Consider the following 24,219-nt stretch of genomic DNA (forward strand, 5'->3'; position numbering starts at 1 on the left):
GGCCGGGGCCGGCTCGCCCGCTCACCAGATGCGCACGCGCGCCTCGGGCGCCAGGTAGAGCTTCTGGCCTTCCTTCACCTCGTAGGACGGGTACCACGCATCGAGGTTGCGCACCGTCTGCGCACGGAAGCGGCCGGGGGCGTGCTCGTCGGTCATCACCTGGTTGCGCAGCGCCGCGTCGCGGGTCTTGGCGCGCCAGACCTGGGCGAAGGCCAGGAAGAAGCGCTGGTCGCCGCTGAGGCCGTCGATCACCGGCGCCGGCTTGCCGCCCAGCGAGGCGACGTAGGCGTCGTGGGCCACGGTCAGGCCGGCCAGGTCGGCGATGTTCTCGCCCAGCGTCTGCGCACCGCGCACGTGCAGGCCGGGCAGGGCTTCGTACTGGTCGAACTGGGCGGCCAGCTTCTCGCCGGCCTGGCGGAAATGCGCCGCATCGGCCGGTGTCCACCAGTTGGCCAGGCGCCCTTGCTCGTCGAACTCGGCGCCCATGTTGTCGAAGCTGTGGCTGATCTCGTGGCCGATCACCGCGCCGACGGCGCCGTAGTTGGCGGCCGCGTCGGCGGCGGGATCGAAGAATGGCGGCTCCAGGATCGCGGCCGGGAAGTTCAGCGCGTTCTGCAGCGGCAGGTTGACCGCGTTGACGGTCTGCGGGGTCATCCACCATTCGCCGCGGTCGGGCGCCTTGCCGAGCTTGGCCAGCTGGTGGCGGTACTCGGCGAGCCCGGCGCGCTGCGCGTTGCCGAGGGCATCGTCGGCACGGATCTCCAGCGCCGAATAGTCGCGCCAGGTGTCCGGGTAGCCCACGCCGACCCGGATCGCGCGGGCCTTGGCCACGGCGCGGGCCTTGGTCTGCGGGCTCATCCAGTCGAGCTGCTCGATGCGCTTGGGGTAGTCGGCCAGCAGGTTGGCCACGATCTGCTGCACCTGCTCGCGCGCGCTGGCCGGGAAGTACTTCTCCACGTACAGCTTGCCGACCGCGTCGCCGAGATCGACGTTGACCTGGGCGATGGCGCGCTTGGCGCGCTCGCGCTGCTTGGGCGTGCCGTTGAGGGTGGTGCCGTAGAAGTCGAAGTGGGCGTCGTCGAAGGCCTTGGGCAGCAGCGCCGCGGACTGGTTGAGGGCATGGAAGGTCATCCAGTCCTTCCAGTCCTGCAGCGGCTGGCTGGCCACCAGCGCCGACAGGCCGGCGATGGCCTGCGGCTGCCAGGCATCGAGCAGCGGCTGGCCATCCAGGCCGGCGGCCTTGAAGTAGGCGCCCCAGTCCAGGCCCGGGGCCTTCCTGGCGAAATCGGCCAGCGGCCAGGGGTTGTTGGCCTTGTGCACGTCCTGGGTGTCGGCGATCGGGGCGTGGGCGCGGGCGATGCGTTCCTCCAGCGCGTAGACGTGGGCGGCGCGCGCCTGCGCATCGGGCACCTCGGCCAGTTCCAGCAAGCGGGCGATGTAGGCGCGGTACTTGCCGCGCAGGGCGGCCATGTCCTTGTCGTCGGACAGGTAGTAGTCGCGGTCGGGCAGGCCCAGCCCGCCCTGCAGCAGGTAGCCGATGTTGTGCGCCGGGTCGGTCAGGGCCTGGGCGACGAACAGGCCGAACAGGTGCTCGGTCCGGTAGTGGGTGGCGTTGATGGGATCGACGTCGGAGCGCAGGTCCGCCCCCAGCGCGGCGGCCAGGCCGGTCTTGTCGGCGATGGCGTCGATGGCGGCCAGCTGCGGGCGCACCGGGGCCAGCCCGCGCTGCTCGATGCCGTCCACGTCCATGAAGGCGGCGTAGTCGTCGGCGATGCGCTGGCCGTCGCTGCCCGCGGCCGGCTTCTGCGTGGCCAGGGCCTGGATCAGGTCGGCGGTGCGCTGCTCGGCCTTCTCGAACACCTGCAGGAACGCGCCGGTGCTGGAGCGATCGTCGGGGATCACGGCGTCCTTGCGCCAGCCGCCGTTGGCGTACTGCTCGAAGTCGTCGCCCGGGGTGGTGGACAGGTCGCGGCCGGCCAGGTCCACGCCGGCGACCGGTGCGGCCGGGGCCGGCGTCGCAGCCGGCGCGGGCGTGGCGGCGGCCGGGGCCTCGCGGCGGCAGCCGGGGGCCACCAGGCCGGCGGCCAGGGCCATGGCGAGCAGGGAACGGGGAGCGGGAATCACCATCGTCGGGCACCGGATCGGGAGGATGGGCGCAGGTTACTCCCGCCGGCGCCGCCGCCCCATGCTCCGGAGGTCATGGATGGGCCGCTACATGCCGGGGTGCTCGCCGCGCTCGTAGACCATGTGCGCGCGCCCCACGATCAGCGGGTCGAGCTTGCCCACGTGATCGAGGTTGCGGGGCTCGTAGGGGATCTTGTGCAGCACGTAGCGCATCGCGTTCAGGCGCGCGCGCTTCTTGCAGTCGCTCTTGATCACCGTCCACGGCGCGTCCGCGGTGTCGGTCTCCAGGAACATCGCCTCCTTGGCGCGGGTGTACTCGTCCCACTTGTCCAGCGAGGCGGTGTCGATCGGGCTGAGCTTCCACTGCTTGAGCGGGTGCGCCTGGCGCTCCTTGAAGCGGCGGCGCTGTTCGGCGCGGCTGACCGAGAACCAGAACTTGATCAGGTGGATGCCCGAGTGGGCCAGGTGGCGCTCGAACTCCGGGGTTTCGCGCATGAACTCGCGGTACTCGGCATCGTTGCAGAAGCCCATGACCCGCTCCACGCCGGCGCGGTTGTACCAGCTGCGGTCGAACAGGGTGATCTCCCCGCGCGTGGGCAGGTGCTGCACGTAGCGCTGGAAATACCACTGGCCGCGCTCGGTCTCGGTCGGCTTCTCCAGCGCCACCACGCGCGCGCCGCGCGGGTTGAGATGCTCCATGAAGCGCTTGATCGCGCCGCCCTTGCCGGCGGCATCGCGCCCCTCGAACAGGATCACCACCCGCTCGCCGTGTTCCTTCACCCAGGCCTGCAGCTTGAGCAGCTCGACCTGCAGGTGGAACTTCTCCTTCTCGTAGGTGGCGCGGCGCAGCAGGTGGCGGTACGGGTAGCCGCCCTCGCGCCAGTCCGCGGCCAGTTCCAGGTCGGGGTCCTGGCCCAGGGCATGGCGGTCGAGGCGACGCAGCGCCTTGCGGATCGCGCGGCGATCGTCCGGATCGGCTTCCTCCAGGATCGCGCGCAGCGACCGGGCGCGCTCGGCCGCCGGGCCGGCACCGTCCAGCGTAGCCAGCGCCGCCTGGGCGCTGTGCGCCTGGCCGGCGCTGACCGCCTGGGCGATGACGAAGCGCTCGAGGGTCTGCGGGTCCAGTGCGGGTGCGGTGTCGCCCGCGTCCGCGTTGCGTACGCCGCGCGGCGGGCGGCGGTTGGCCGACGGCGAAACGTCGGCCGGGGCAGGGGCGGACGCGGGCGGGGCTTTGCGTTGGGACATGGCAGGACCTGTGCGTGGACAAGGGCGGGAACAAAGGCCGGCTCGCAGTGTGCGGCAGCAGCCGGCCAGGGGGGATGACGAGGATCAAATGCATTCAGGCCGGACTCGCCGGCCGCGGGCGATTTCCCGCGGCCGGCCACCGGGTGTTGCAGCACGGGGCGCAGCGATGGGCACCGGGCGCTGTGGCGACGCCGGGCTGCCGGGCTGCCGTGCCTATGGCCCGCCGGGACCACCGCCGGGCAGGGTGCCGCGCGACCGCCTCGAGGCGGCGGCACTTCGCCGTGGATCCATGGCTGGGCGGAGATCGTGGCCGGTCGTTGGCCGGATCGTGGACAGCGGCATGACGGCCGCACGCCGAGGCCGCGCCATGGCATCCGTCACGCCCAGCAGTCGGTGCCTTCCCCGTACGTCGGGCATTCCCGTCGGCTCCCGGAGCGCAGGGGCGCCCCTCCCGCGTCATGTGGCATTCCAGGGCGCGGAGGCCACGTACCCTCCACCCGGTTTTCACCCGGCCGGTTCCAGACTCCCGTTCATCAACACCGGGACGGATGTCCAAAGGAAGTACGCCATGAAGAAGCTCTCCCCCAAGAAGGAAGCCGAGGCCCGCAAGCTGCAGGATGCGCCGCTGGCCACGCCGACCGACCTGGAACCGGCCGCCACGCGCGACATCACCGCCGCGCTCAACCCGCTGCTGGCCGACGTGTTCGCGCTGTACCTGAAGACCAAGAACTTCCACTGGCATGTCAGCGGCCCCCATTTCCGCGACTACCACCTGCTGCTGGACGAGCAGGGCACGCAGCTGTTCGCGATGACCGACCCGATCGCCGAGCGCGTGCGCAAGATCGGCGGGCGCACCCTGCACTCCATCGGCCACATCGCCCGGCTGCAGCGGGTGCTGGACAACGACGCCGAGTACGTCGAGCCCTCGGACATGCTGGCCGAGCTGCGCGACGACAACAAGGCGCTCGCCGCGCACCTGCGCGAGGCGCACGAGATCTGCGAGCAGTACAACGACATCGCCAGCGCCAGCCTGATCGAGACCTGGATCGACGAGACCGAGCGTCGTACCTGGTTCCTGTTCGAGGCCAGCCGCGACGCCGACGCTTCCGGCCACTGAGCCGCAGGTGGGCGTCGCCGCCGAATGATGCCGGGGCCGGCTCCAGGGGGAGCCGGCCTTTTTGCTGGGGCGATATCCCGGCGGTCGCGGTCGCCCGCGCCGGTCCATGACCGGCCGGCGCATGTGAAGATGCGCGGTGCCGGCACGGTCGCCGGCCAGGAGGGAGCAAGAGGATGATCCAGGTCCGCCCGATCCAGGGGGCAGACGGCAAGCCCGGCCATTGGGTGGACCTGTGCCAGCCCGATGCCGGCGACCGCGAGCGCGCCGACGAGGTGGTGGGATTCGGCGTGCCCGACCGCGCCAAGATCAGCGAGATCGAGTTCAGCAGCCGGGTGCGCACGGTCGGCGAGGTGCTGTTCCTCAACCTGCCGCGCTACCAGGAAGGCGACACCTCGGTGGCGCCGCTGGGCTTCGCGCTCTCGCCCGGCGCCCTGGTGACCCAGCGCGAGCACCCGCTGGGCTCGCTGGACACCATCGCCGGGGATCTCGGCGAGCACCCGTGCAAGAGCCCGGTGGACCTGTTCCTGCGCATCGTCGAGCACATCGTCGATCGCCTGGCCGACCGCCTGGAATCGATGGAGACCGAGGTCACCGAAGCCACCCACGACGCCTTCCATGGCAACCGCCGCGGCGCGCGCGAGGGCGCCCTGCGCGAGGTCGGCGGCATCGGCCGGCGCCTGGGCGTGGTCCACAACTGCGTGCTGGGCCTGCTGCGCATCGTCACCTACCTGGACGAGGCGCCGCCGTCCTGGTTCGGCGCCGACGCCCCGCAGCGGCTCAAGCTGATCCACAAGGACCTGGCCTCGCTCAGCGAGTTCGAGCAGCAGCTGGGCGACCGCGTCGAGTTCCTGCTCGACGGGGTGCTGGGGATGATCACCGTGGACCAGAACGAGGTGATGAAGGTGATGGCGGTGGCCTCCGTGGTGGGCGTGCCGCCGACCGTGCTGGTCGGCGTATGGGGCATGAACTACGCGAACATGCCCGAGCTGCACCTGCACTACGGCTACTACATCGCCCTGGGCGTGATCGCCCTGAGCATCGTGCTGCCGCTGGCCTGGTTCCGTCGCCGCGGCTGGGTCTGAACCGTTGCGATCGGCGTCGCCCGGACCGGTTCCCGGCGCCACCGAGCAAGCGTAGAACCGGATCGTCCACTCGGAGACAACGTCATGCCCCTGAAAAAAGCCATCGAACGTGCGCGCGAGGACAAGAAGGAAGGCAAATCGGCCAGCACCCAGGCCGGCGAGTTCGTGCGCGAGGAGATCGAGGATGTGAAGTCCGGGCGTTCCGGCGCACGCTCAGTCAAGCAGGCGATCGCCATCGGCCTGTCCGAGGCACGCCGCGCCGGCGTGGACCTGCCGCCGCCCGGCAAGGGTCCGGCCCGGGTCCGTGCGCGGGCCGAGCACGACCTGGAGGCCGGCGAGGAGGATCCGGGCCACGTGCCCTCGCCGAAGCGCTCGGCCGCCGTCAGCCAGGCGCTCAAGCGCGAGGGCAATGCCGCCGTGACCAAGAAGGCGCTGTCCGAGCAGGGACGCCAGGCGGCGGCGCAGCGCACCCCGGCCGAACGCAGCGCGGCCGCGCGCAAGGCGGTGAAGACCAAGGGCCCGGCGGAGCTTTCCGCCGAGGCCAAGAAGGCCGCCAGGACGCGCGCCGCGCACCGCAAGGCGCCCTAGGCCGGCGCGGGCGGGGCGTATGATCGCGGCGGCCGGTCCGTCGGCCGCCGCGCAGCGGCGGCGCGGGCCGGTCCCCCTCCGTCGATTTCCCCGCTTGCGTCCATGACCTGTCCCGATCCCGTCCTCCCCGCGGTGCCCACCGCGGGCCTGCCCGATGCCCTGTGCCAGGCGCTGTCCGCCCTGCTCGGCGAGCGCTTCAGCACGTCCGCCGCGGTGCGCGAGCACCACGGCCGCGACGAATCGCGCGGCGCGCCGCGGCTGCCGGACGCGGTGGCGTTCGTGCGCAGCGCCGGGGAGGTCTCGCGCGTGCTGGCGCTGTGCCATCCGTACCGGATCCCGATCATCCCCTTCGGCAACGGCTCCTCCATCGAGGGCCAGGTGCTGGCGGTGCATGGCGGCCTGAGCCTGGACTTCTCGCAGATGGACCAGGTGGTGGCGCTGCACGCCGAGGACTTCACCATCGCCGTGCAGCCGGGCATCTCGCGGCGCACGCTCAACGACTACCTGCGCGATACGGGCCTGTTCTTCCCCATCGACCCAGGCGCGGACGCCTCCATCGGCGGCATGTGCGCCACCAGTGCCTCGGGTACCAACGCGGTGCGCTACGGCACGATGCGCGAGAACGTGCTGGCGCTGACCGTGGTGCTGGCCGACGGCCAGGTGATCCGCACCGGCACGCGCGCCAAGAAGTCCTCGGCCGGCTACGACCTCACCCACGTCTTCGTCGGCAGCGAGGGCACGCTGGGGGTGATCACCGAGGCCACATTGCGCCTGCACCCGCGCCAGGAGGCGGAGATGGCCGCGACCTGCAGTTTCGCGCGCATCGCCGACGCGGTGGCCACGGTGACCCAGATCATCCAGTGCGGCATGCCGGTCTCGCGCGTGGAGTTCATCGACGCGCTGGCGGTGCACGCGATCAACCGCCATTCCCACCTGCAGATGCCCGAGCGGCCGACCCTGTTCTTCGAGTTCACCGGCAGCACCGCCGCGGTGCACGAGCAGGTGGCGCTGGCGGGCGAGCTGGTGGCGGCCAACGGCGGTTCCGGCTTCGCCTGGGCCGAGCACGAGGAGGACCGGCGGCGGCTGTGGCACGCGCGCCACCAGGCCTATTTCGCCGCGTTGCAGCTCAAGCCCGGCTGCCGGGCGGTGACCACCGACGTGTGCGTGCCGATCTCGCGCCTGGCCGAATGCGTGGAGGCGACCATCGCCGACCTGGCCGGGGCCTCGCTGCCGGCACCGATCGTCGGCCACGTCGGCGACGGCAATTTCCACGTGATCCTGCTGGTCGATCCGGACCGCCCGGAGGAGCTGGAGGAGGCCGAGGCGATCAGCCGGCGCGTGGTCGGGCGCGCCATCGCGATGGAAGGCACCTGCACCGGCGAGCACGGCATCGGCCTGCACAAGATGGATTTCCTGTTCGAGGAGATCGGCGCCGGTTCGGTGGAGGCGATGCGCGCGATCAAGCGCGCGCTGGATCCGGCCGGGGTGATGAATCCCGGCAAGATCTTCGCCGCGGGCTGAGCGCGGGCCCGCCTCAGCGGGCGGGCGTGGCGCCCGGCGCCGCGGCCTGCAGGCCCTGCAGGCCGACGTGGTGCAGGATCTCGCGGACCAGCACCAGCACCGCGGCCTGGCGCGGGGATTCGGCGATACCGGCCTGGCGGGCCGGCCATCCGCCGACCACGTCGACGAAGCGGTTGAACACGCGTTCCATGGCCGCGGTGGAGACCCGGTCCGCTTCCGGTTCCGCGGCGGCGGCCAGGGCGACCAGCGCGGCCGCGTCGGCATCGTCGCAGTGCAGCCAGTCACCACCGAGCGCGCGGATCGCCGCCACGTGCGGCATCAGCGCATCCTCGGTGTCGGCGATGGCGGCCTCCACCTGCGTCTCGCCGGGCGGGAAGCCGGGCATGCGCGCCTGCAGCGCCGCCATGCCGAACGGCACGGCCACGGTGGCGCCCGTGCCACGGAACCGCAGTGCATGCTCGTGCAGGTCCAGGTGCATGGCGGCGGCCGGATGCGCCGGGCCGGTGCGGCTCAACGCGTTGCCGCCGGCGGGGGCAGGTCGGGGCGCGCGGCCATCATGCGCTCGCGCGTGGCCTTGAACGGGCTGTCCGGCGACCAGGCCGGCCACTGCCCGCCCGCGGCCAGTTCGCGCCCGACCGCATACAGCGCCTGCAGGTCCTCGACCACGCCATCGAGCTTCCACGTCGCCGGGTCGTACTCGTCGGCCGGGGAGTGGTAGCGCGCGGCGTAGGCCTGCGCGGCGCGGCGGCCGGCGGCCACGCCGCCCTCGCGCAGGTCCTCGCCGCCGTCGGCGTACAGCGCCGGTACCCCGGCCCTGGCGAAGCTGAAGTGGTCCGAGCGGAAATAGGCACCGTTCTGCGGGTCGGCCTCGCCATGCAGCACGCGCCCCTGCGCCCTGGCCGCGCGCCGGAGCAGGTCCTCCAGCTGCGAGCTGCCGTAGCCGACCACGGTCATGTCGCGCGCGCGCCCGGCCACCGACATGGCGTCGAGGTTGACGACCCCGGCGATCCGGTCCAGCGGGAAGGTGGGATGGGCGACGTAGTACTGCGAGCCGAGCAGCCCGGCTTCCTCCAGGGTCACCGCCAGGAACACCACCGAGCGTTGCGGCCGCGGCTGCTGGTGGGCGAAGGCGTCGGCGATCTCCAGGATCCCGGCCACGCCGGTGGCATTGTCGACCGCACCGTTGTAGATGGCGTCGCCGTCCTCGCCGGCGTGCCGCCCGAGGTGGTCCCAATGGGCCATGTACACCACGGCCTCGTCGGCGCGCGAGGTACCGGGCAGCACGCCGACCACGTTGCGCGACTTCTTCTCGGCCACGGTGCTTCTGAGGTCCACCGAGAAGCGCGCCTGCAGCGGCACCGGCCGGAAGCCGCGCCGGCCGGCGTCGCGGTAGGCCTGCTGCAGGTCCAGGCCGGCGTCGGCAAACAGCCGGCGCGCCGCGTCCTGGCTGAGCCAGCCCTGCACCGCCAGGCGCGGGGCGGGGTCGTCGGCCGTCGGCAGGTCGTATTGCGGGCCGGACCAGGAGCTGCGCACCACGTCCCAGTCGTAGCCGGCCCCGGGCGTGTCGTGGACGATCAGGGCGGCGGCGGCGTGGCGCCGCGCGGCCTCCTCGAACTTGTAGGTCCAGCGCCCGTAGTAGGTCATGCGCGCGCCGTCGAACAGGGTGTCCTGGCCGCTCTGGAAGCCGGGGTCGTTGACGAACATCACCACGGTCTTGCCGGTCCAGTCCTGGTCGCCGTAGTCGTTCCAGCCGCGCTCGGGCGCGTCCACGCCGTAGCCGACGAACACCATCGGGCTGTCCGCCAGCTTCACCTCCGCCTTGCCGCTGCGCGTGCCCAGGATCACGTCGCTGCCGAACGCGAGCGGGCGCGCCTGCCCGTCGTCCGGGGTCACCACCGGCGCGGTCGCCGGGGCGGCGGTGGTCTCCACCATCGGCACGTCCTGGTACCAGCTGTCGCCATTGCCCGGCTGCAGGCCGATGCGCTGCATCTGGTCGCGGATGTAGGTGACGGTGCGGTCCTCGCCAGGGGTGCCGGGGCCGCGTCCCTCGAAGGCGTCCGAGGCCAGCGTCTGCACCAGCGCGCCGTAGCTGGCCGCATCGATGGTGCCGGTGAAATCCGGACCGGCCGGCACCGCCACCTCGCCGGCGGCCGGCGCCGTGCCGCCGGCATCGGCGCGCGCCGGCGCGCTTTCGCGCTTGCAGGCACCCAGGGCCGCCAGCAGCACCAGCACGGACAGGAGGGGGCGGGGCATCGGTATTCCTCGGCGCGGACTGGCGCCGATTCTAGGCGCAGTCCCGCGCCTGCGCCGGCCCGGTTCAGTCGCGCGGGGCGGTATCGGTGTCGTAGATCTGCGGGCTGGCGCCGCTGACCTTGCCGACGCGCGCGCTGCGGTGCACGTACAGGGTGACCTCGCGCTCGAACTCCATCGGCCCGTCGACCACGGCGTCGGGGCCGATCACGATGCGCGGCCGGCGCACCGGCGCCAGCGAGAAATTGAAGCCGGGCTTGCTGACATGGATGCCGCCGTGCACCTGTGAGCCGATGCCCACGGTGATGTCGCCGTTGACCGTCTCCAGGCTGCCCTGCACCTGGGTGGCGACCAGGCCGATGCTGCCGTTGACGGTCTGCACGTCGCCGCCGACGCGGCTGCCGCGGTCGAGGAACACGCTGCCGTTGACGGTTTCCACGTCGCGCCCGACCTCGACACCGCGGCCGCCGCGGATGCTGCCGTTGACCGTGGACAGGTCGCGTGCCGACACGCGCTCGCCCAGGGTGATGCCGCCGTTGACGGTTTCCACGTCGCGCACCTGCGCGCCGTCCTCGACGCGGATCGCGCCGTTGACGGTGCCGAGATCGTCCTGGCGGGCGCCGGCGGCCACGTGGATGCTGCCGTTGACCTTGCTGATGTCCTCGGCGGCCTGCGCCGGGCCGACCAGGGACATGGCCAGCAACACGGGGAGGAGGAGGGGCTTCATGGATGCCATGACCTTGATATGGACACCGGTATCTGACCACCCTTGGCTACAATCCGCACCTGTCTTAAGTCATTGGACCGGACCGTGAGCCTTGCCGACGGCGGCTATCCTCGCCCCTGGACCGCCGCCCTGCCGGGGCGCGCGGCGGCGGCGCTGTTGCTGCTCGGCCTGCTCGGGCCGGTCGCGGCGCCCGCCCAGGATTCGGCGCGCGAGGCCGAGCAACGCCTGCAGAAGCTGCGCAGCGAGCTGAAGGACGTCGGCCGCGAGCGCCAGCAGATCGAGGGCCAGCGCGGCGAGGCCAGCCGCCAGTTGCGCGAGGCCGACGCCAAGGTGGCGCGCAGCAGCCGCGTGCTGGAGGACACCGGCCGTGCCCTGGCCAGCCAGCAGCAGGCGCTGCAGGAAGCCGAACAACGCCACCAGGCACTGCAGCAGCGCCTGGCGACGCAGCGGCGCGAACTGGCGCAGCTGCTGAACGGGGCCTACCGCGTGGGCAACGACGCGCCGCTCAAGCTGCTGCTGTCCCAGGACAAGGTCGCCGATGCCAACCGCGTGCTGGCCTACCACCGCTACGTGCAGGCCGAGCGTGCGCGCCGCCTGCGGGCCCTGGAGGCCGACCTGCAGCAGCTGCGCCAGGCGCGCGAGGAGCTGGACCTGCGCACCCGCAGCCTGAGCCAGGCCCGGGCCGAGCAGCAGGCCCAGGCCCAGGCCCTGGCGCGCGAGCGCCAGCAGCGTGCGGGCCTGGTGGCCGAGCTGGACCAGCGCTACCAGGACCGGTCCGCACGCGAGCAGGCCCTGGGCCAGGACGCCAAGGCGCTGGAGAAGCTGCTGGCCAACCTGCGCGCCGCCGCCGCCCGGGCCGAGGCCGAGCGTCGTGCGGCCGCGCGCCGCGCCGCCGAGGCCGCTGCCGCCGCGGCGCGGAGCGGGCGCCCGGGCAAGGTGCCGCCCAAGGTGGTGGCCAACGCCCCGGCGCCGAAGGTGGGCGGCCTGGGCTGGCCGGTCAGCGGCCACCTGCTGGCCCGCTACGGCGGCCGCCTGCCCGATGGACGGACCAGCAGCGGCGTGCTGATCGCGGCCCCGGCCGGCACCGCGGTCACCGCGGTCGCCGACGGCACCGTGGTGTTCTCCGACTGGATGACCGGCTACGGCAACATCCTCATCGTCGACCACGGCAACGGCTACATGAGCCTGTACGCGCACAACGACGCCCTGCTGCGCGAGGCCGGCACCAGCGTGCATCGCGGCGAGGCGGTGGCGCGGGTCGGCAATTCCGGCGGCCAGGGCGTGAGCGCGCTGTACTTCGAGCTGCGCCGCAACGGCCAGCCGGTGGATCCCTCGTCCTGGCTGCAGCGGCGCTGAACCCGCCGGTACCGGCGGTTCAACGCGGATTGTGGGCCGCTTCGCGCATAATCGACCCTGACCCCACGGAGTGCCCCATGCGTGTCGTTTCCTCCGCCGTGTGCCTGTTGCTCGCCCTCGCGCCGCAGGCGCTGTCCGCACAGCAGGCCGAGGCGCCGCCGGCAGCGGCGGCCGATGCCGCGCCGGGCGACGCCACCGCCGCCGAGGCCGCCGAGTCCAAGGTGCCGCTGGAGGAGATCCGCCGCTTCGTTGCCGTGTACAACGCGGTCAAGCAGGCCTACGTGGACCCGGTGGACGACCACAAGCTGATGCAATCGGCGGTGCGCGGCCTGCTCTCGGACCTGGACCCGCACAGCACCTACTTCGACAAGGAGGACGCCGAGGCCTTCGACGAGCAGGCCACCGGCGCCTACGACGGCATCGGCGTGGAGCTGCAGCAGCAGCCGGACAACACCCTCAAGGTCATCGCGCCGATCGACGACACCCCGGCCGCGCGCGCCGGCATCCGCGCCGGCGACGTGATCGTGGCCATCGACGGCAAGCCGATCGCCAACGTCGACGGCATGGAGCCGCTGCGCGGCAAGTCCGGCACCCAGGTGGTGCTCACCCTGACCCGCCAGGGCCGCGACAAGCCCTTCGACGTGACCGTCAAGCGCGAGACCATCCGCGTCACCAGCGTGCGCAGCCGCATGCTCGAGCCGGGCTACGGCTACGTGCGCATCAGCACCTTCCAGGCCGACACCGGCAACGATTTCGGCAAGAACGTGGCCCAGCTGCAGGCCCAGGCCGGCGGGCACCTGCGCGGCCTGGTGCTGGACCTGCGCTCCAACCCGGGCGGCCTGCTCACCGCGGCCGTGCAGGTGGCCGACGACCTGCTCGACCGCGGCACGATCGTGACCACCCGCGGGCGCATCGCGGTCAGCGACACCGAGTTCGATGCCACCGCCGGGGACATCCTCGACGGCGCGCCGGTGGTGGTCCTGGTCGATGCCGGTTCGGCCAGCGCGGCCGAGGTGCTGGCCGCTGCGCTGCACGACAACCACCGCGCGCGCCTGCTCGGCAGCCGCACCTTTGGCAAGGGGTCGGTGCAGACCGTGCTGCCGCTGGACAACGGCGACTCGGTCAAGCTCACCACGGCGCGCTACTACACGCCCAGCGGCAAGTCGATCCAGGCCGCGGGCATCGTCCCGGACGTGGTGCTCAAGCCCGACCACGTCGATCCCGAGGAGAGCGAGGCGCTGGCCGACTACAGCGAGGCCTCGCTGCCGGGCCACCTGCGCGGCGACGCCGAGGGCGATGGCGGCTATGCCCCCGGCGACGTGCTGCCGGGCGACGGCCCGATCACCGCGGCCCTGGCCGAGCTCAAGCACCCGGGCGCGACGGCGCGCCCGGCGGCCACCGCGCCGGCGGGCAAGGCGCGCAGGCCAGCCCCCGCGAAGTAGGCCGTTCCTGAGGGATCGGCGGCCGCGGCCCCGAAGGCGGCGCCCCATTGGCCGCCAGTGGCCGGCGGTCCCGCAGGGCCACTGGCGGGGGCGGAGGCGCACCGCGGGGAACTGCCCGGTACCGTTGCGCCTCCGTCCGGCCGGGCCGCGTGCGGGCGCGTGCGTTTCCGCTGCCGGCCGCGCCGGCGCCGCACGTGGTCGTATCCCGCAGGGCAGGGGAGAAGGAGGCCGATGCCCCGGGGTGAAGGGACGTTCCCGCCCGGCCGCGCCTCCCGGCGATAGCCGTCCGCGCCGCCGGTCAGGTCAGGCTAGCGTGATTGCCGGCGCGTCCCTCGCGTGTGCCGGCGCTTGGCAGGCGCCATACACCTGCCTGTGCGGGCAGGAGCGAGAGGCACGGGCCTTCGCAGCGCCCTCAGCGCGGCCGCGACGGCATCGGGAACGGGGTGACCACCTTCTCGCCGCTGGCGGCATCGCGGATCGCGGACTGGCCCTTCTTCTCCACTTCCTCGATGCGCACGATGCTCTGCATCGGCAGGTGCAGGACCTTGGTGTTGCCGAATTCCTCGCGCAGGCGCTCCTCGGTGGGATCGACCACCACGCCGTCGTGGACGTCGAACACCAGTTCGGACACCTCGTTGAATCCCCACAGCGCGCTGCTGCCCACGTGGCGGGCGTACAGCTCGTACACCTTGCCGTGGTTGAGGAATGTGATCTTGTAGAGCGTCTTGTCTGACATGGTGCGCAGTATATGGGGGCGCCGCGCGGCCTCGAAAAGGGGCCTCAGTAGCCGTACTGGCGGCGCATGCGCCGGGCGATCGCCGCGTGCACGTACAGGCCGTAGGCCACGCCGAACACGAAGCCGGCCACGTGCGCCGACCAGGCCACCTTGCCGAAGGCCGGCCCGATGTAGGCGAACACGACCTGCAGCAACGCCCACACGCCGATCAGCAGCGACGCCGGCACCCGCACGAACTGCAGGAACAGGCCCAGCGGCACCACCACGCCCAGCCGCGCCCCCGGGAACAGCGCCAGGTAGGCCCCGATCAGCGCCGACACCGCGCCGCTGGCGCCGATGATGACCTGGTCCGGCGCGCCGATGGCCAGCAGCGCCACGACGTTGGAGAACGCGCCGCCGCACAGGAACAGCAGCAGCATCCGCCATGGCCCCAGCATGCGCTCGGCGGGCAGGCCGAAGATCAGCAGGAACACCAGGTTGCCCAGCAGGTGCGACCAGCTCGCATGCAGGAACAGCGCGGTGAACAGGCGCAGCACGCTGCCGTCGCGCAGCATGGCCAGCCAGTCGCGGGCATGGCCGATGCCGCCGGACAGGGCACCCCAGTCCATCCACAGGGAATTGCGCGCCTCGGCCGGGCGGCTGATCGACCACAGGAACGCCAGCCACATCGCCGCGAACAGCAACGGCGTGGCCCAGCGCACGGGCGGACGCTTGCGCGAGGGGATGGAGACGAACATGTCCATAGCTTGCCCGAGCGGTTGTGAATAGAATCGCCGGCCCGCCGCATAAGACCAAGGTCGTTATTGGCGGGTTAAACGGCATGGCTATACTGCATACGCCGTCGTATGTCGGGAGGGGACTCCGGCGCGTGCGACCGCCGTGCAGCAGGCGGCCGCATGCAGACGCGCACAGGCCAATTTCGCTTAACCGGAGAGTTTGAGACATGCACAACGCATCCCGTTTCGTCCGCATCACTGCGGTGTCCGCCGGTGTCGCCGCCGCGCTGGCCTTCGGCCAGGCCTACGGCGCGGCCTTCCAGCTGAAGGAAAACAGCGCCAAGGGCCTGGGCCGCGCCTTCGCCGGTTCCGCCAGCGCCCCGGACGACGCCTCCATCATCGCCAACAACGCCGCCGGCATGCGCCTGCTGGACGGCAGCCAGTTCCAGTTCGACGTCAGCGCGATCAGCTTCGGCGCCAAGTACCACGGCGACGGCGGCCAGTACGTCACCGGCCAGCCGATCTCCGGCGGCAACGGCGGCAACGCGGGCACCACCGCGCCGGTGCCGGCCGCGTACTTCCACCTGCCGTTCGGCGAGAACAACAACATGCACTTCGGTGCCTCGCTGACCGTGCCGTACGGCTTCAAGACCGAGTACGACAAGCACTGGACCGGCCGCTACCACGGCATCAAGACCGAGCTGCAGGCCGTCGATGCGGCGCTGGCGTTCTCCTACGACGTCAACCCGTACGTGTCCTTCGGCGGCAGCGTGTTCGCCGAGCGCCTGGACGTGGACCTGAGCAGCGCCATGGACCTGGGCACCGCGCTGTACGGCAAGGTGCCGGGCTTCACCCCGGGCTCGGCCGACGCGTTCAACCGGATCAAGGCGCACAACACCGAGGTCGGCTACACCCTGGGTGCGCTGTTCACCATCGTGGACGGCACCAACTTCGGCCTGAGCTACCGCTCGCAGGTCAAGCACAAGATCGACGACGGTACCGCCCGCTTCAGTGCCGAGACCACCGCCGGCACCCAGGCGCTGGCCGTGCTGCAGTCGCAGGGCCTGTTCGTGGATTCCAAGGGCCGTGCCAACATCATCCTGCCGGCGTCGGCGACGGCCAGCTTCACCCACCGCGTCAACGAGCGCTGGACGGTGATGGCCGATGTCTCGCGCACGGCGTGGTCCAAGTTCGACCAGGTGCTGGTCCAGCTCGATTCCGGGCAGACCCTGCCGCTGGCGTTCAACTACCGCGACACCACCTTCGTGTCGATCGGCAGCGACTACCGCCTGAGCGACACCCTGACCCTGCGCGGCGGCCTGGCCCTGGACCAGACCCCGACCACCGATGCCCACCGCGACGTGCGCGTGCCCGACACCAGCCGCAAGTGGCTGTCGCTGGGCCTGAGCTGGGCGCCGTCGGAGAAGGCCGAGTACAGCGTGGGCTACACCCACCTGTTCACCCGCGATCCGAAGATCGACCTGACCTCGGCCTACGCGACCACGCTGGCCGGCAGCTACGACGTCACCGGCGACGTGCTGGCGCTGGCGGTCAAGTACAAGTTCTGATCGCCGCCCCGCGCACGCAATGCAACGGCAAGGCCCCGCCCCGGCGGGGCCTTCGCTTTTTTGGGGCCTCTGCGGGCATATCGCCGGATCTGCCCGCGCTCCTGCCGCTACTCCCGGCGGCCTCGCGTTCTATGGACTTCCCGCGGCGTAGCGCCGGCTCAGGCCGCGGGCCGCTCCGGGACGTGGACGCGGACCTGGTCGCGGCCGCGCCGCTTGGCCTCGTACAGGGCCGCGTCGGCGGCATGGATCAGGTCGTCCAGCCGGTCCGAACTCAGCCCGGTGGCGATGCCGGCGCTGAGGCGCACGCGCAGCTCCGGGGCCTCGGCCAGCACCATGCCCGCCACGCAGGCCTGGCGGATGCGTTCCACCAGCACCCCGGCCTGGGCCGCGTCCACGCCGGGCATCACCAGCAGGAATTCGTCGCCGCCGAGCCGGGCGAAACGGTCGTCGGCGCGGATGCAGGTGCGCACGGTGTCGGCGAAGCGGGCCAGCACCCGGTCGCCCATGCCGTGGCCGTGGCCATCGTTGATCGCCTTGAAGTGGTCCAGGTCGAGCAGGGCCACGGCGACGTTGCACGGCGGGCCGGACCAGGTGGCGAGCTGTTCCAGGCCGCGGCGGTTGAAGGCGCCGGTCAGCGGATCGGTGCGCGCGCTGGTGCGCAGCGCCTCGGCGGCGTGGAAGCTGGTCAGCACCAGCATGCAGAAGTTGAGCAGGAACCACAGCGCCAGGTCGGTGCTGACCCACTGGTCGTCCAGGCCGTGGCGGCCGCCGAACCAGCCGGGGATCACGCTGGCGTACAGCACCGCCAGCGCCAGGCAGCCCAGCGACATCAGCCAGCGCGGCAGGCGGTCGCCGGGCCCGCGCAGGGCGTGCAGGTGCCAGCCCATGGTGAGCAGCGCCGCCACCTCGACCAGGGTCAGCGGGATCCCGTCCAGCAGGGCGTCGCCGGCCAGCGCCCAGGCGGCCAGCGGCAGGGCCACGGCCAGCGCGAAGGCGATCCGCTCGGCCGGGTACAGCGGGCGCTGGTGGACGAAGTGCACGGTCGCGCGCGCCAGCCCGGCCATGCCGGCGCAGGCCACCACCGCGCCGACGTCGTGCAGCATCGCGCGCCGCACCAGGACATCGTTGCCGAGCATGGCCGGCAGGGTGTCCAGCAGGTTCACCCCGACCGTGTAGGCCAGCTGCGCGGTGCCCCAGCTGGCGATGCCGACCAGCTGGCCGGACACGCGCGCCACGTGCTGGAACAGGACGAACAGCACCAGCGACAGCAGCAGGTCGCTGAGCATGGCCTGGATGACGGCGGTATCCATGAGGCTCGTCCTGAACGCGTGGATGACCCGTCCAGCGCAGGGCGGGCACGCCATTGTGCCGGACTGGCGCCGGTCCGGCAGGCAATGGCGCGGCAGGCATGAGAAAATCCCCCGTCCCCCCGTCCCCGTTCCGGGACGCCGTCGGCGGCAGTCCGTGCCCGGCGTGGCCGTCGCGATCCCGGAGAATTGCCGCACATGAACCTTCTCGCCCGTCCGGCCCTGTTCCGGCATTTCCACCGCATGGCCTGGCTGGCCGCGCTGATGACCGCCGGCACCATCGTGTTCGGCTCGTTCGTGCGCCTGTCAGATGCCGGGCTGAGCTGCCCGGACTGGCCCACCTGCTACGGCCGCATCGCCTGGCCGCAGGCGCCCGCCGAGATCCTCGACCATGCCGCCGCGCACATCCGCCCGCTGGAGACGCACAAGGCCTGGCGCGAGCAGGTGCACCGCTTCCTGGCCGGCTCGCTGAGCATCGAGATCCTGCTGCTGGCGATCCTGGCCGCGCGCCGGCGCCGCCTCGGGGTCAGCCAGGTGGTGGCCTCGATGGTGCTGGTGGCGCTGGGCATCCCCCTGTACATGCACGGCGAGCACGTGCTGGCTAGCGTGCTCGCCTTCGGCGGCGAGGCGCTGCTGCTGGTGGCCGCGCTGCGCTGGTCCAATGCCGACCTCGCCCGGGTGTCGGCGCTGGCGCTGGCGATGATCGTGTTCCAGGCGCTGCTGGGCATGTGGACGGTGACCTGGCTGCTGAAGCCCATCGTGGTCATGGGCCACCTGCTTGGCGGCATGGTCACCTTCGCGCTGCTGGTGTGGATGGCCTGGCGCGCCACCCACCTACCGATCCTGCTGGCCGATGCCGCGCGCTGGAAGTGGCTGCTGCGCCTGGGCCTGGCGCTGCTGGGGCTGCAGATCGCCCTGGGCGGCTGGGTCAGCGCCAACTACGCCGCGCTGGCGTGCGGCGGCGGCAGCTGGTCGCTGGACAATTTCCCGCGCTGCGTGGGCCAGTGGTGGCCGCCGCACGATTTCCGCGAGGGCTACACGCTGTGGCGCGGGATCGGCGTGGACTACGAGGGCGGGGTGCTCGACGGCGCCTCGCGCATCGCCATCCAGCTGGGCCACCGGATGGTGGCGGTGGCCGCGGCGGCCTACCTGCTGTGGCTGGCGCTGCGCCTGGGGCGGCTGCCGGGCATGCGCGGCTGGGCCGCGGCGCTGGTGGCGCTGGTGGTGGTGCAGGTCGGCCTGGGCATCCTCAACGTCAAGCTGGCCCTGCCGCTGGCGGTCTCGGTGCTGCACAACGCCGGCGCGGTGGCGCTGCTGTTCGTGCTGGTGTCGCTGCTGGCGCGCATCCGCGAACCGGAGACCGCATGAGCGCCACCGTCCGCGACTACTGGGACCTGACCAAGCCGAAGGTGGTGGGCCTGATCGTGTTCACCGCGCTGGTGGGCATGGTGCTGGCCGTGCCCGGGCTGCCCACCGCTGCGCAGCTGGCCGACGCCGTGTTCGGCCTGCTCGGCATCTGGCTGGCGGCCTCGGCGGCGGCGGCGATCAACCAGCTGCTGGATGCGCGCATCGACGCGCAGATGGCGCGCACCTCGTGGCGGCCGCTGGTGGTGGGCAAGGTGCGGCCCGAACAGGTGCTGGTCTTCGCCGGCGCGCTGATCGCCCTGTCGATGCTGGTCCTGGTGCTGTGGGTGAACGTGATCACCGCGGTGCTGACCTTCGCCTCGCTGATCGGCTACGCGGTGATCTACACCGTCTACCTCAAGCGGGCCACGCCGCAGAACATCGTCATCGGCGGCCTGGCCGGCGCGATGCCGCCGATGCTCGGCTGGGCGGCGGTGACCGGCATGCGCGGCCCCTGGGACTGGGCCTACGCGGCGCTGCCGGTGCTGATCGTGTTCGTGTGGACGCCGCCGCATTTCTGGGCGCTGGCGATCTTCCGCCGCGACGATTACGCCAAGGCCTCCATCCCGATGCTGCCGGTGACCCACGGCGTGCCCTACACGCGCCGGCAGATCCTGCTGTATTCGGTGCTGCTGGCCCTGGCCACGCTGCTGCCGGTGGCGGTGGGGATGTCCGGCGCGTTCTACCTGGGCGGGGCGGTGGTGCTGGACGCGGTGTTCCTCTGGTACGCCTGGCGCATGCTCGATCCGCCGGACGACTTCTTCCCGATGCGCATGTTCGGCTACTCGGTGGTGTACCTGATGGGGCTGTTCGCGTTCCTGCTGGTGGACCACTGGCTGCCGTGACCGCCGCGGGCGTGTAATCTGCCCGGGGCCGGTTCCCCACGCCGGCACGCACGGGACGGCCATGGCCATACACGCGGCGCTGTACCACCTCACCCACTACCGCTACAGCCGCCCGGTGCGGCTCGGCCCGCAGGTGATCCAGCTCAAGCCCGCGCCGCAGTCGCGCACCAAGGTGCTCAGCTATGCGCTGCGGGTGTCGCCGGCCGAGCACTTCGTCAACCTCCAGCAGGACCCGTACGGCAACTTCCTGGCCCGCTACGTGTTCCCCGAGCCGGTCACCGAGCTGAAGATCGAGGTGGACCTGGTCGCCGACATGACGGTCTACAACCCGTTCGACTTCTTCGTGGAAGAAGAGGCCGAGCGCTGGCCGTTCGCCTACCCGGCCGACATCGCCCCGGACCTGTCGATCTACCTCGAGCCCGAGCCGGCCGGCCCGCGCATGCGCGCCTTCCTCGACGCGCTCGACCGCAGCCCGCGCAACACCGTGGATTTCGTGGTCGCCCTCAACGCCTCGCTCCAGCACCACGTGAAATACGTGATCCGGATGGAGCCGGGTGTGCAGACGCCGGAGCAGACGCTGGCGCTGGCCAGCGGCTCGTGCCGCGACTCGGCCTGGCTGCTGGTGCAGGCGCTGCGCCACCTCGGCCTGGCCGCGCGCTTCGTGTCCGGCTACCTGATCCAGCTCAAGCCCGACCGGGTGGCGCTGGACGGCCCGCCCGGCACCGACCACGATTTCACCGACCTGCACGCCTGGGCTGAGGTCTACCTGCCCGGCGCTGGCTGGATCGGCCTGGACGCCACCTCCGGCCTGCTCACCGGCGAGAGCCACATCCCGCTGGCGGCGACCCCGCACTACCGCAACGCCGCGCCGATCAGCGGCGGGCTCGTCGCCGACGGCCCGCTGGAGACCGATTTCGACTTCGACATGCGCGTCACCCGGGTGGCCGAGCACCCGCGCATCACCAAGCCGTTCTCCGAGGAGAGCTGGCAGGCGCTGGACGCGCTCGGCGGGCAGGTCGATGCGGCGCTGCAGGCCGGCGACGTGCGCCTGACCATGGGGGGCGAGCCGACCTTCATCTCCATCGACGATTTCGAATCGCCCGAGTGGAACACCGCCGCGGTCGGCCCGACCAAGCGCGCGCTGGCCGACGCGCTGATCCGCCGGCTGCGCGAGCGCTTCGCCCCGGGCGGCTTCCTGCACTACGGCCAGGGCAAGTGGTACCCGGGCGAGTCGCTGCCGCGCTGGACCTTCTCGCTGTACTGGCGCGCCGACGGCGAGCCGATCTGGACCGACCCGGGGTTGATCGCACGCGAGGGTATGCAGGCCGAGGTCGGCCCCGGCGATGCCGAGCGCCTGCTGGACGCCATGGCCGGCGACCTGGGCCTGGGCGCGGACACGGTGATGCCGGCCTACGAGGACCCGGGCGAGTGGCTGCTCAAGGAGGCGGAGCTGCCGGCCAACGTCGATCCGTCCAATCCCGAGCTCGAGGATCCGGAGGCGCGCGCGCGCATGGCGGCGGTGTTCGCGCGCGGGCTGACCACGCCGACCGGCTACGTGCTGCCGGTGCAGCGCTGGAACAGCCGCGCCCTGCCGCAGGGCCGCTGGCGCAGCGAGAAGTGGAGCACCCGCCGCGGCAAGCTGTTCCTGGTGCCCGGCGATTCGCCGGTCGGCTATCGCCTGCCGCTGGGCTCGTTGCCGCACGTGCGCGCGGCCGACTATCCCTACGTGGTGCCGCTCGACCCGGCGGTCGAGCGCGGCCCGCTGCCGCCGCGCGATGCCGTGCTGGCCGGGCGCCGCGGCGTGGACGGGGCGGTGCCCGGGACCGGTGCGCCCGTGCCGGCGCAGCAGGAAGCGAGTTTCGTCGCCGACGGCGGCACCCGCCAGGCCCGGGTCGAGCAGCGCGTGGAGATCGGCGGTGCGGTGCGCACCGCCGTCAGCGTCGAGCCGCGCGAGGGCCACCTGAGCGTGTTCCTGCCGCCGGTGGAAGCGCTGGAGGACTACCTGGAGCTGGTCGCCGCCGCCGAGGACGCCGCGCGCCGGCTCGGCCTGCCGGTGCAGATCGAGGGCTACCCGCCGCCGCAGGACCCGCGCCTGAACGTGATCCGGGTGGCACCGGACCCGGGCGTGATCGAGGTCAACATCCACCCGGCGGCGAACTGGCGCCAGTGCGTGGCCACCACCGAGGCGATCTACGAGGAGGCCCGCCAGACCCGGCTGGGCACCGACAAGTACATGATCGACGGCCGCCACACCGGTACCGGCGGCGGCAACCACGTGGTGGTCGGCGGCGCCACCCCGGCCGACAGCCCGTTCCTGCGCCGCCCGGACCTGCTCAAGTCGCTGATCCTGCACTGGCAGCGCCATCCGGCCATGTCCTACCTGTTCTCCGGGCTGTTCATCGGCCCCACCAGCCAGGCCCCGCGCATCGACGAGGCGCGCCACGACAGCCTGTACGAGCTGGAGATCGCGCTGGCGCAGATCCCGGCGCCGGGCGCGGGCGAGGCGCCGCTGCCGTGGTTGGTGGACCGGCTGCTGCGCAACCTGCTGGTCGATGTCACCGGCAACACCCACCGCGCCGAGATCTGCATCGACAAGCTGTTCTCCCCCGACGGGCCGACCGGGCGGCTGGGACTGGTGGAGTTCCGCGGCTTCGAGATGCCGCCGGACGCGCGCATGAGCCTGGCCCAGCAGCTGCTGGTGCGGGCGCTGGTCGCGCGCTACTGGGCCGCGCCGCTGGACGGCGAGTGCGTGCGCTGGGGCACCCAGCTGCACGACCGTTTCATGCTGCCGCACTACGTCTGGGCCGATTTCCTCGACGTGCTCGACGACCTGTCCCGCCACGGCTTCCCGATGCGGCCGGAATGGTTCGCCGCGCAGCTGGAGTTCCGCTTCCCGTTCTGCGGCCAGGTGGAATACGACGGCGTGCGGCTGGAACTGCGCCAGGCGCTGGAGCCGTGGAACGTGCTCGGCGAGCAGGGCGCCATCGGCGGCACCGTGCGCTACGTCGATTCCTCGGTCGAGCGCTTGCAGGTGCTGGCCGAGGGCTTCAATCCCGAGCGCCACGCCATCGCCTGCAACGGCCGCGAGGTGCCGATGACGACGACCGGTGTGGCCGGCACCGCCGTGGCCGGGGTGCGCTACAAGGCCTGGCAGCCGGCCAGCGGCCTGCATCCGGTGCTGCCGGTCAACGCGCCGCTGCATTTCGACCTGTACGACCGCTGGAGCGGGCGCGCGCTGGGCGGCTGCACCTACCACGTGGCGCATCCGGGCGGGCGCAACTACGACACCTTCCCGGTCAACGGCAACGAGGCCGAGGCACGCCGCCTGGCGCGCTTCGTCGCCGACGGCCACACGCCCGGGCGCTATGCCCTGCGCGCCGAGCGCCGTTCCGGCGAGTTCCCGCATACGCTGGACCTGCGCCGGCCGCGGCTCGATTGACGCCGCTGTCCACCCGGCGATCGTGCGGCGCAAGGGTGCCGGCACGCCGGTCGCCGGCCCCCGCTTGCCGCCCGGGCGGGATTGTGGCGGCGGTGCGCCCGAACCTATCATCCGTGCCACCCAGCGAAGGAACCATGACATGCGTGCGGGACTGCTGTCGCTTGCCTTGTTCTGCCTGTCCGCCTTTTCCGCCCATGCCGCCGGCCCGAGCGTGGGCGAGGTGGCGCCCCCCGCGCTCGGCAGGAGCCATGGTGGCGAGACGGTCGATCTGTCCGCGTACCGCGGCAAGATCGTGGTGCTCACCTTCTGGGCCTCGTGGTGCGGTCCGTGCCGGAGCGAGCTGCCGGTGCTCGATGCCCTGCAAAAACGCGTCGGCACCGATTTCCTGCAGGTCATCGCGGTGAACGAGGACGAGGACCTGCAGGCCTACCGGAACATCCTGCGGAACATGAAGGACTACCGCCTGCTGGTGGTGCGCGATACCGGCAAGGCCGGCGCCGCCGCCCACTACGGCATCAACAGCTATCCGAATCTGTGGCTCATCGATCCCCGCGGCACGGTGGTCAGCCACCACGTCGGGTACGGCACGGATTCCATCGACGGCATCCTCGCCGAGATCCGCCAGGTCATGGAGCGCGAGATCGAGCAGCAGAAGGCCGCCGCCACGCCGGCGACCTAGGATGCCGCCGGCGCCTTGCGTGGCGGCAGCTGCCGGGCGGCTACCGGAGGGTCTCTGGGGAATGGGCGATCCG

General features: G+C 72.1%; 18 protein-coding genes and 1 pseudogene. 11 read left to right on the forward strand and 8 right to left on the reverse strand.

From position 1 onward, the window contains the following. Positions 1 to 21 precede the first annotated feature (21 nt). Both BN3794_RS02465 and ppk2 read right to left on the reverse strand, forming a co-directional pair. Complete coding sequence (locus BN3794_RS02465) at positions 22 to 2,127, reverse strand: M13 family metallopeptidase (RefSeq protein ID WP_078059547.1); 2,106 nt, start codon at positions 2,125 to 2,127, stop codon at positions 22 to 24. 84 nt (positions 2,128 to 2,211) lie between these two features. Then, a complete protein-coding gene (gene ppk2, locus BN3794_RS02470; RefSeq protein ID WP_066092819.1) occupies positions 2,212 to 3,369 on the reverse strand; it encodes a polyphosphate kinase 2 in 1,158 nt (385 codons plus the stop codon). Positions 3,370 to 3,937: 568 nt separating this feature from the next. On the opposite strand from ppk2, the gene BN3794_RS02475 reads away from it, so the two are divergent. The 4 genes from BN3794_RS02475 (at position 3,938) to BN3794_RS02490 (ending at position 7,677) form a co-directional block, all read left to right on the forward strand. Next, entirely contained in the window at positions 3,938 to 4,486 is a 549-nt protein-coding gene (locus BN3794_RS02475; protein WP_066092822.1) for a Dps family protein, read from the forward strand. A 173-nt stretch (positions 4,487 to 4,659) separates the two neighbouring features. After that, entirely contained in the window at positions 4,660 to 5,568 is a 909-nt protein-coding gene (locus BN3794_RS02480; protein WP_066092825.1) for a CorA family divalent cation transporter, read from the forward strand. An 84-nt stretch (positions 5,569 to 5,652) separates the two neighbouring features. Further along, a complete protein-coding gene (locus tag BN3794_RS02485) occupies positions 5,653 to 6,156 on the forward strand; it encodes a DUF6496 domain-containing protein (protein ID WP_066092828.1) in 504 nt (167 codons plus the stop codon). A 102-nt stretch (positions 6,157 to 6,258) separates the two neighbouring features. Beyond that, positions 6,259 to 7,677, forward strand: a complete 1,419-nt coding sequence (locus BN3794_RS02490) for an FAD-binding oxidoreductase (protein ID WP_066092831.1) — start codon at positions 6,259 to 6,261, stop codon at positions 7,675 to 7,677. Between the two features lie 13 nt (positions 7,678 to 7,690). On the opposite strand, the gene BN3794_RS02495 is transcribed toward BN3794_RS02490, so the two are convergent. The 3 genes from BN3794_RS02495 to BN3794_RS02505 all read right to left on the reverse strand — a co-directional run bounded on the left by BN3794_RS02495 (position 7,691) and on the right by BN3794_RS02505 (position 10,654). Next, on the reverse strand, positions 7,691 to 8,191 hold the full coding sequence (locus tag BN3794_RS02495; RefSeq protein ID WP_066092835.1) for a hypothetical protein: 501 nt from the start codon (positions 8,189 to 8,191) through the stop codon (positions 7,691 to 7,693). Continuing rightward, entirely contained in the window at positions 8,188 to 9,930 is a 1,743-nt protein-coding gene (locus tag BN3794_RS02500; RefSeq protein WP_066092838.1) for a M28 family metallopeptidase, read from the reverse strand. Before BN3794_RS02500 ends, BN3794_RS02495 begins: the two co-directional genes overlap by 4 nt. A gap of 64 nt (positions 9,931 to 9,994) precedes the next feature. Beyond that, the gene (locus tag BN3794_RS02505; RefSeq protein WP_066092841.1) at positions 9,995 to 10,654 is read right to left on the reverse strand and encodes a DUF4097 family beta strand repeat-containing protein; all 660 of its coding nucleotides are present in this window, start codon (positions 10,652 to 10,654) and stop codon (positions 9,995 to 9,997) included. A gap of 84 nt (positions 10,655 to 10,738) precedes the next feature. On the opposite strand from BN3794_RS02505, the gene BN3794_RS02510 reads away from it, so the two are divergent. Further along, complete coding sequence (locus BN3794_RS02510; protein WP_425476684.1) at positions 10,739 to 12,010, forward strand: murein hydrolase activator EnvC family protein; 1,272 nt, start codon at positions 10,739 to 10,741, stop codon at positions 12,008 to 12,010. A 77-nt stretch (positions 12,011 to 12,087) separates the two neighbouring features. Further along, positions 12,088 to 13,449: pseudogene (locus BN3794_RS02515) on the forward strand (S41 family peptidase); the annotation flags it as partial. A gap of 415 nt (positions 13,450 to 13,864) precedes the next feature. Here the strand turns inward: BN3794_RS02515 and BN3794_RS02520 are convergent. Further along, on the reverse strand, positions 13,865 to 14,188 hold the full coding sequence (locus BN3794_RS02520) for a DUF1820 family protein (RefSeq protein WP_066092847.1): 324 nt from the start codon (positions 14,186 to 14,188) through the stop codon (positions 13,865 to 13,867). A gap of 44 nt (positions 14,189 to 14,232) precedes the next feature. Then, positions 14,233 to 14,925, reverse strand: a complete 693-nt coding sequence (locus tag BN3794_RS02525; RefSeq protein ID WP_066093309.1) for a rhomboid family intramembrane serine protease — start codon at positions 14,923 to 14,925, stop codon at positions 14,233 to 14,235. 206 nt (positions 14,926 to 15,131) lie between these two features. Here BN3794_RS02525 and BN3794_RS02530 point away from each other — a divergent pair, with 206 nt between their 5' ends. After that, positions 15,132 to 16,472, forward strand: coding sequence for an outer membrane protein transport protein (locus BN3794_RS02530; RefSeq protein WP_066092851.1), 1,341 nt, complete (start codon positions 15,132 to 15,134; stop codon positions 16,470 to 16,472). Between the two features lie 158 nt (positions 16,473 to 16,630). On the opposite strand, the gene BN3794_RS02535 is transcribed toward BN3794_RS02530, so the two are convergent. Next, positions 16,631 to 17,782: a GGDEF domain-containing protein gene (locus BN3794_RS02535; RefSeq protein WP_066092854.1), complete on the reverse strand. Its 1,152-nt coding sequence runs from the start codon at positions 17,780 to 17,782 to the stop codon at positions 16,631 to 16,633. 195 nt (positions 17,783 to 17,977) lie between these two features. Between BN3794_RS02535 and BN3794_RS02540 the strand changes: the two genes are divergently transcribed. The 4 genes from BN3794_RS02540 to BN3794_RS02555 all read left to right on the forward strand — a co-directional run bounded on the left by BN3794_RS02540 (position 17,978) and on the right by BN3794_RS02555 (position 24,146). Next, positions 17,978 to 19,147 carry a COX15/CtaA family protein gene (locus BN3794_RS02540; protein ID WP_066092857.1) on the forward strand — a complete coding sequence of 390 codons (1,170 nt, stop codon included), beginning with the start codon at positions 17,978 to 17,980 and terminating at the stop codon, positions 19,145 to 19,147. Beyond that, the gene (locus BN3794_RS02545) at positions 19,144 to 20,028 is read left to right on the forward strand and encodes a heme o synthase (RefSeq protein ID WP_066092860.1); all 885 of its coding nucleotides are present in this window, start codon (positions 19,144 to 19,146) and stop codon (positions 20,026 to 20,028) included. The genes BN3794_RS02540 and BN3794_RS02545 overlap by 4 nt, the downstream gene beginning before the upstream one ends. Positions 20,029 to 20,089: 61 nt before the next feature. Next, positions 20,090 to 23,467 (forward strand): transglutaminase family protein, encoded by a 3,378-nt coding sequence (locus tag BN3794_RS02550; protein WP_066092863.1) that lies wholly within the window; start codon positions 20,090 to 20,092, stop codon positions 23,465 to 23,467. 139 nt (positions 23,468 to 23,606) lie between these two features. Further along, positions 23,607 to 24,146, forward strand: coding sequence for a TlpA family protein disulfide reductase (locus BN3794_RS02555; protein ID WP_066092866.1), 540 nt, complete (start codon positions 23,607 to 23,609; stop codon positions 24,144 to 24,146). Positions 24,147 to 24,219: the final 73 nt, after the last annotated feature.

This window comes from Xanthomonas massiliensis, assembly GCF_900018785.1.
GTDB classification, from domain to species: domain Bacteria; phylum Pseudomonadota; class Gammaproteobacteria; order Xanthomonadales; family Xanthomonadaceae; genus Xanthomonas_B; species Xanthomonas_B massiliensis.

Excerpts from the sequence above, each read along its gene's own strand:
- BN3794_RS02465 (WP_078059547.1), bottom strand. The coding sequence starts at position 2,127 with ATGGTGATTCCCGCTCCCCGTTCCCTGCTCGCCATGGCCCTGGCCGCC.
- ppk2 (WP_066092819.1), bottom strand. The coding sequence starts at position 3,369 with ATGTCCCAACGCAAAGCCCCGCCCGCGTCCGCCCCTGCCCCGGCCGAC.
- BN3794_RS02475 (WP_066092822.1), top strand. The coding sequence starts at position 3,938 with ATGAAGAAGCTCTCCCCCAAGAAGGAAGCCGAGGCCCGCAAGCTGCAG.
- BN3794_RS02480 (WP_066092825.1), top strand. The coding sequence starts at position 4,660 with ATGATCCAGGTCCGCCCGATCCAGGGGGCAGACGGCAAGCCCGGCCAT.
- BN3794_RS02485 (WP_066092828.1), top strand. The coding sequence starts at position 5,653 with ATGCCCCTGAAAAAAGCCATCGAACGTGCGCGCGAGGACAAGAAGGAA.
- BN3794_RS02490 (WP_066092831.1), top strand. The coding sequence starts at position 6,259 with ATGACCTGTCCCGATCCCGTCCTCCCCGCGGTGCCCACCGCGGGCCTG.
- BN3794_RS02500 (WP_066092838.1), bottom strand. The coding sequence starts at position 9,930 with ATGCCCCGCCCCCTCCTGTCCGTGCTGGTGCTGCTGGCGGCCCTGGGT.
- BN3794_RS02505 (WP_066092841.1), bottom strand. The coding sequence starts at position 10,654 with ATGAAGCCCCTCCTCCTCCCCGTGTTGCTGGCCATGTCCCTGGTCGGC.
- BN3794_RS02520 (WP_066092847.1), bottom strand. The coding sequence starts at position 14,188 with ATGTCAGACAAGACGCTCTACAAGATCACATTCCTCAACCACGGCAAG.
- BN3794_RS02525 (WP_066093309.1), bottom strand. The coding sequence starts at position 14,925 with ATGTTCGTCTCCATCCCCTCGCGCAAGCGTCCGCCCGTGCGCTGGGCC.
- BN3794_RS02530 (WP_066092851.1), top strand. The coding sequence starts at position 15,132 with ATGCACAACGCATCCCGTTTCGTCCGCATCACTGCGGTGTCCGCCGGT.
- BN3794_RS02535 (WP_066092854.1), bottom strand. The coding sequence starts at position 17,782 with ATGGATACCGCCGTCATCCAGGCCATGCTCAGCGACCTGCTGCTGTCG.
- BN3794_RS02540 (WP_066092857.1), top strand. The coding sequence starts at position 17,978 with ATGAACCTTCTCGCCCGTCCGGCCCTGTTCCGGCATTTCCACCGCATG.
- BN3794_RS02545 (WP_066092860.1), top strand. The coding sequence starts at position 19,144 with ATGAGCGCCACCGTCCGCGACTACTGGGACCTGACCAAGCCGAAGGTG.
- BN3794_RS02550 (WP_066092863.1), top strand. The coding sequence starts at position 20,090 with ATGGCCATACACGCGGCGCTGTACCACCTCACCCACTACCGCTACAGC.
- BN3794_RS02555 (WP_066092866.1), top strand. The coding sequence starts at position 23,607 with ATGCGTGCGGGACTGCTGTCGCTTGCCTTGTTCTGCCTGTCCGCCTTT.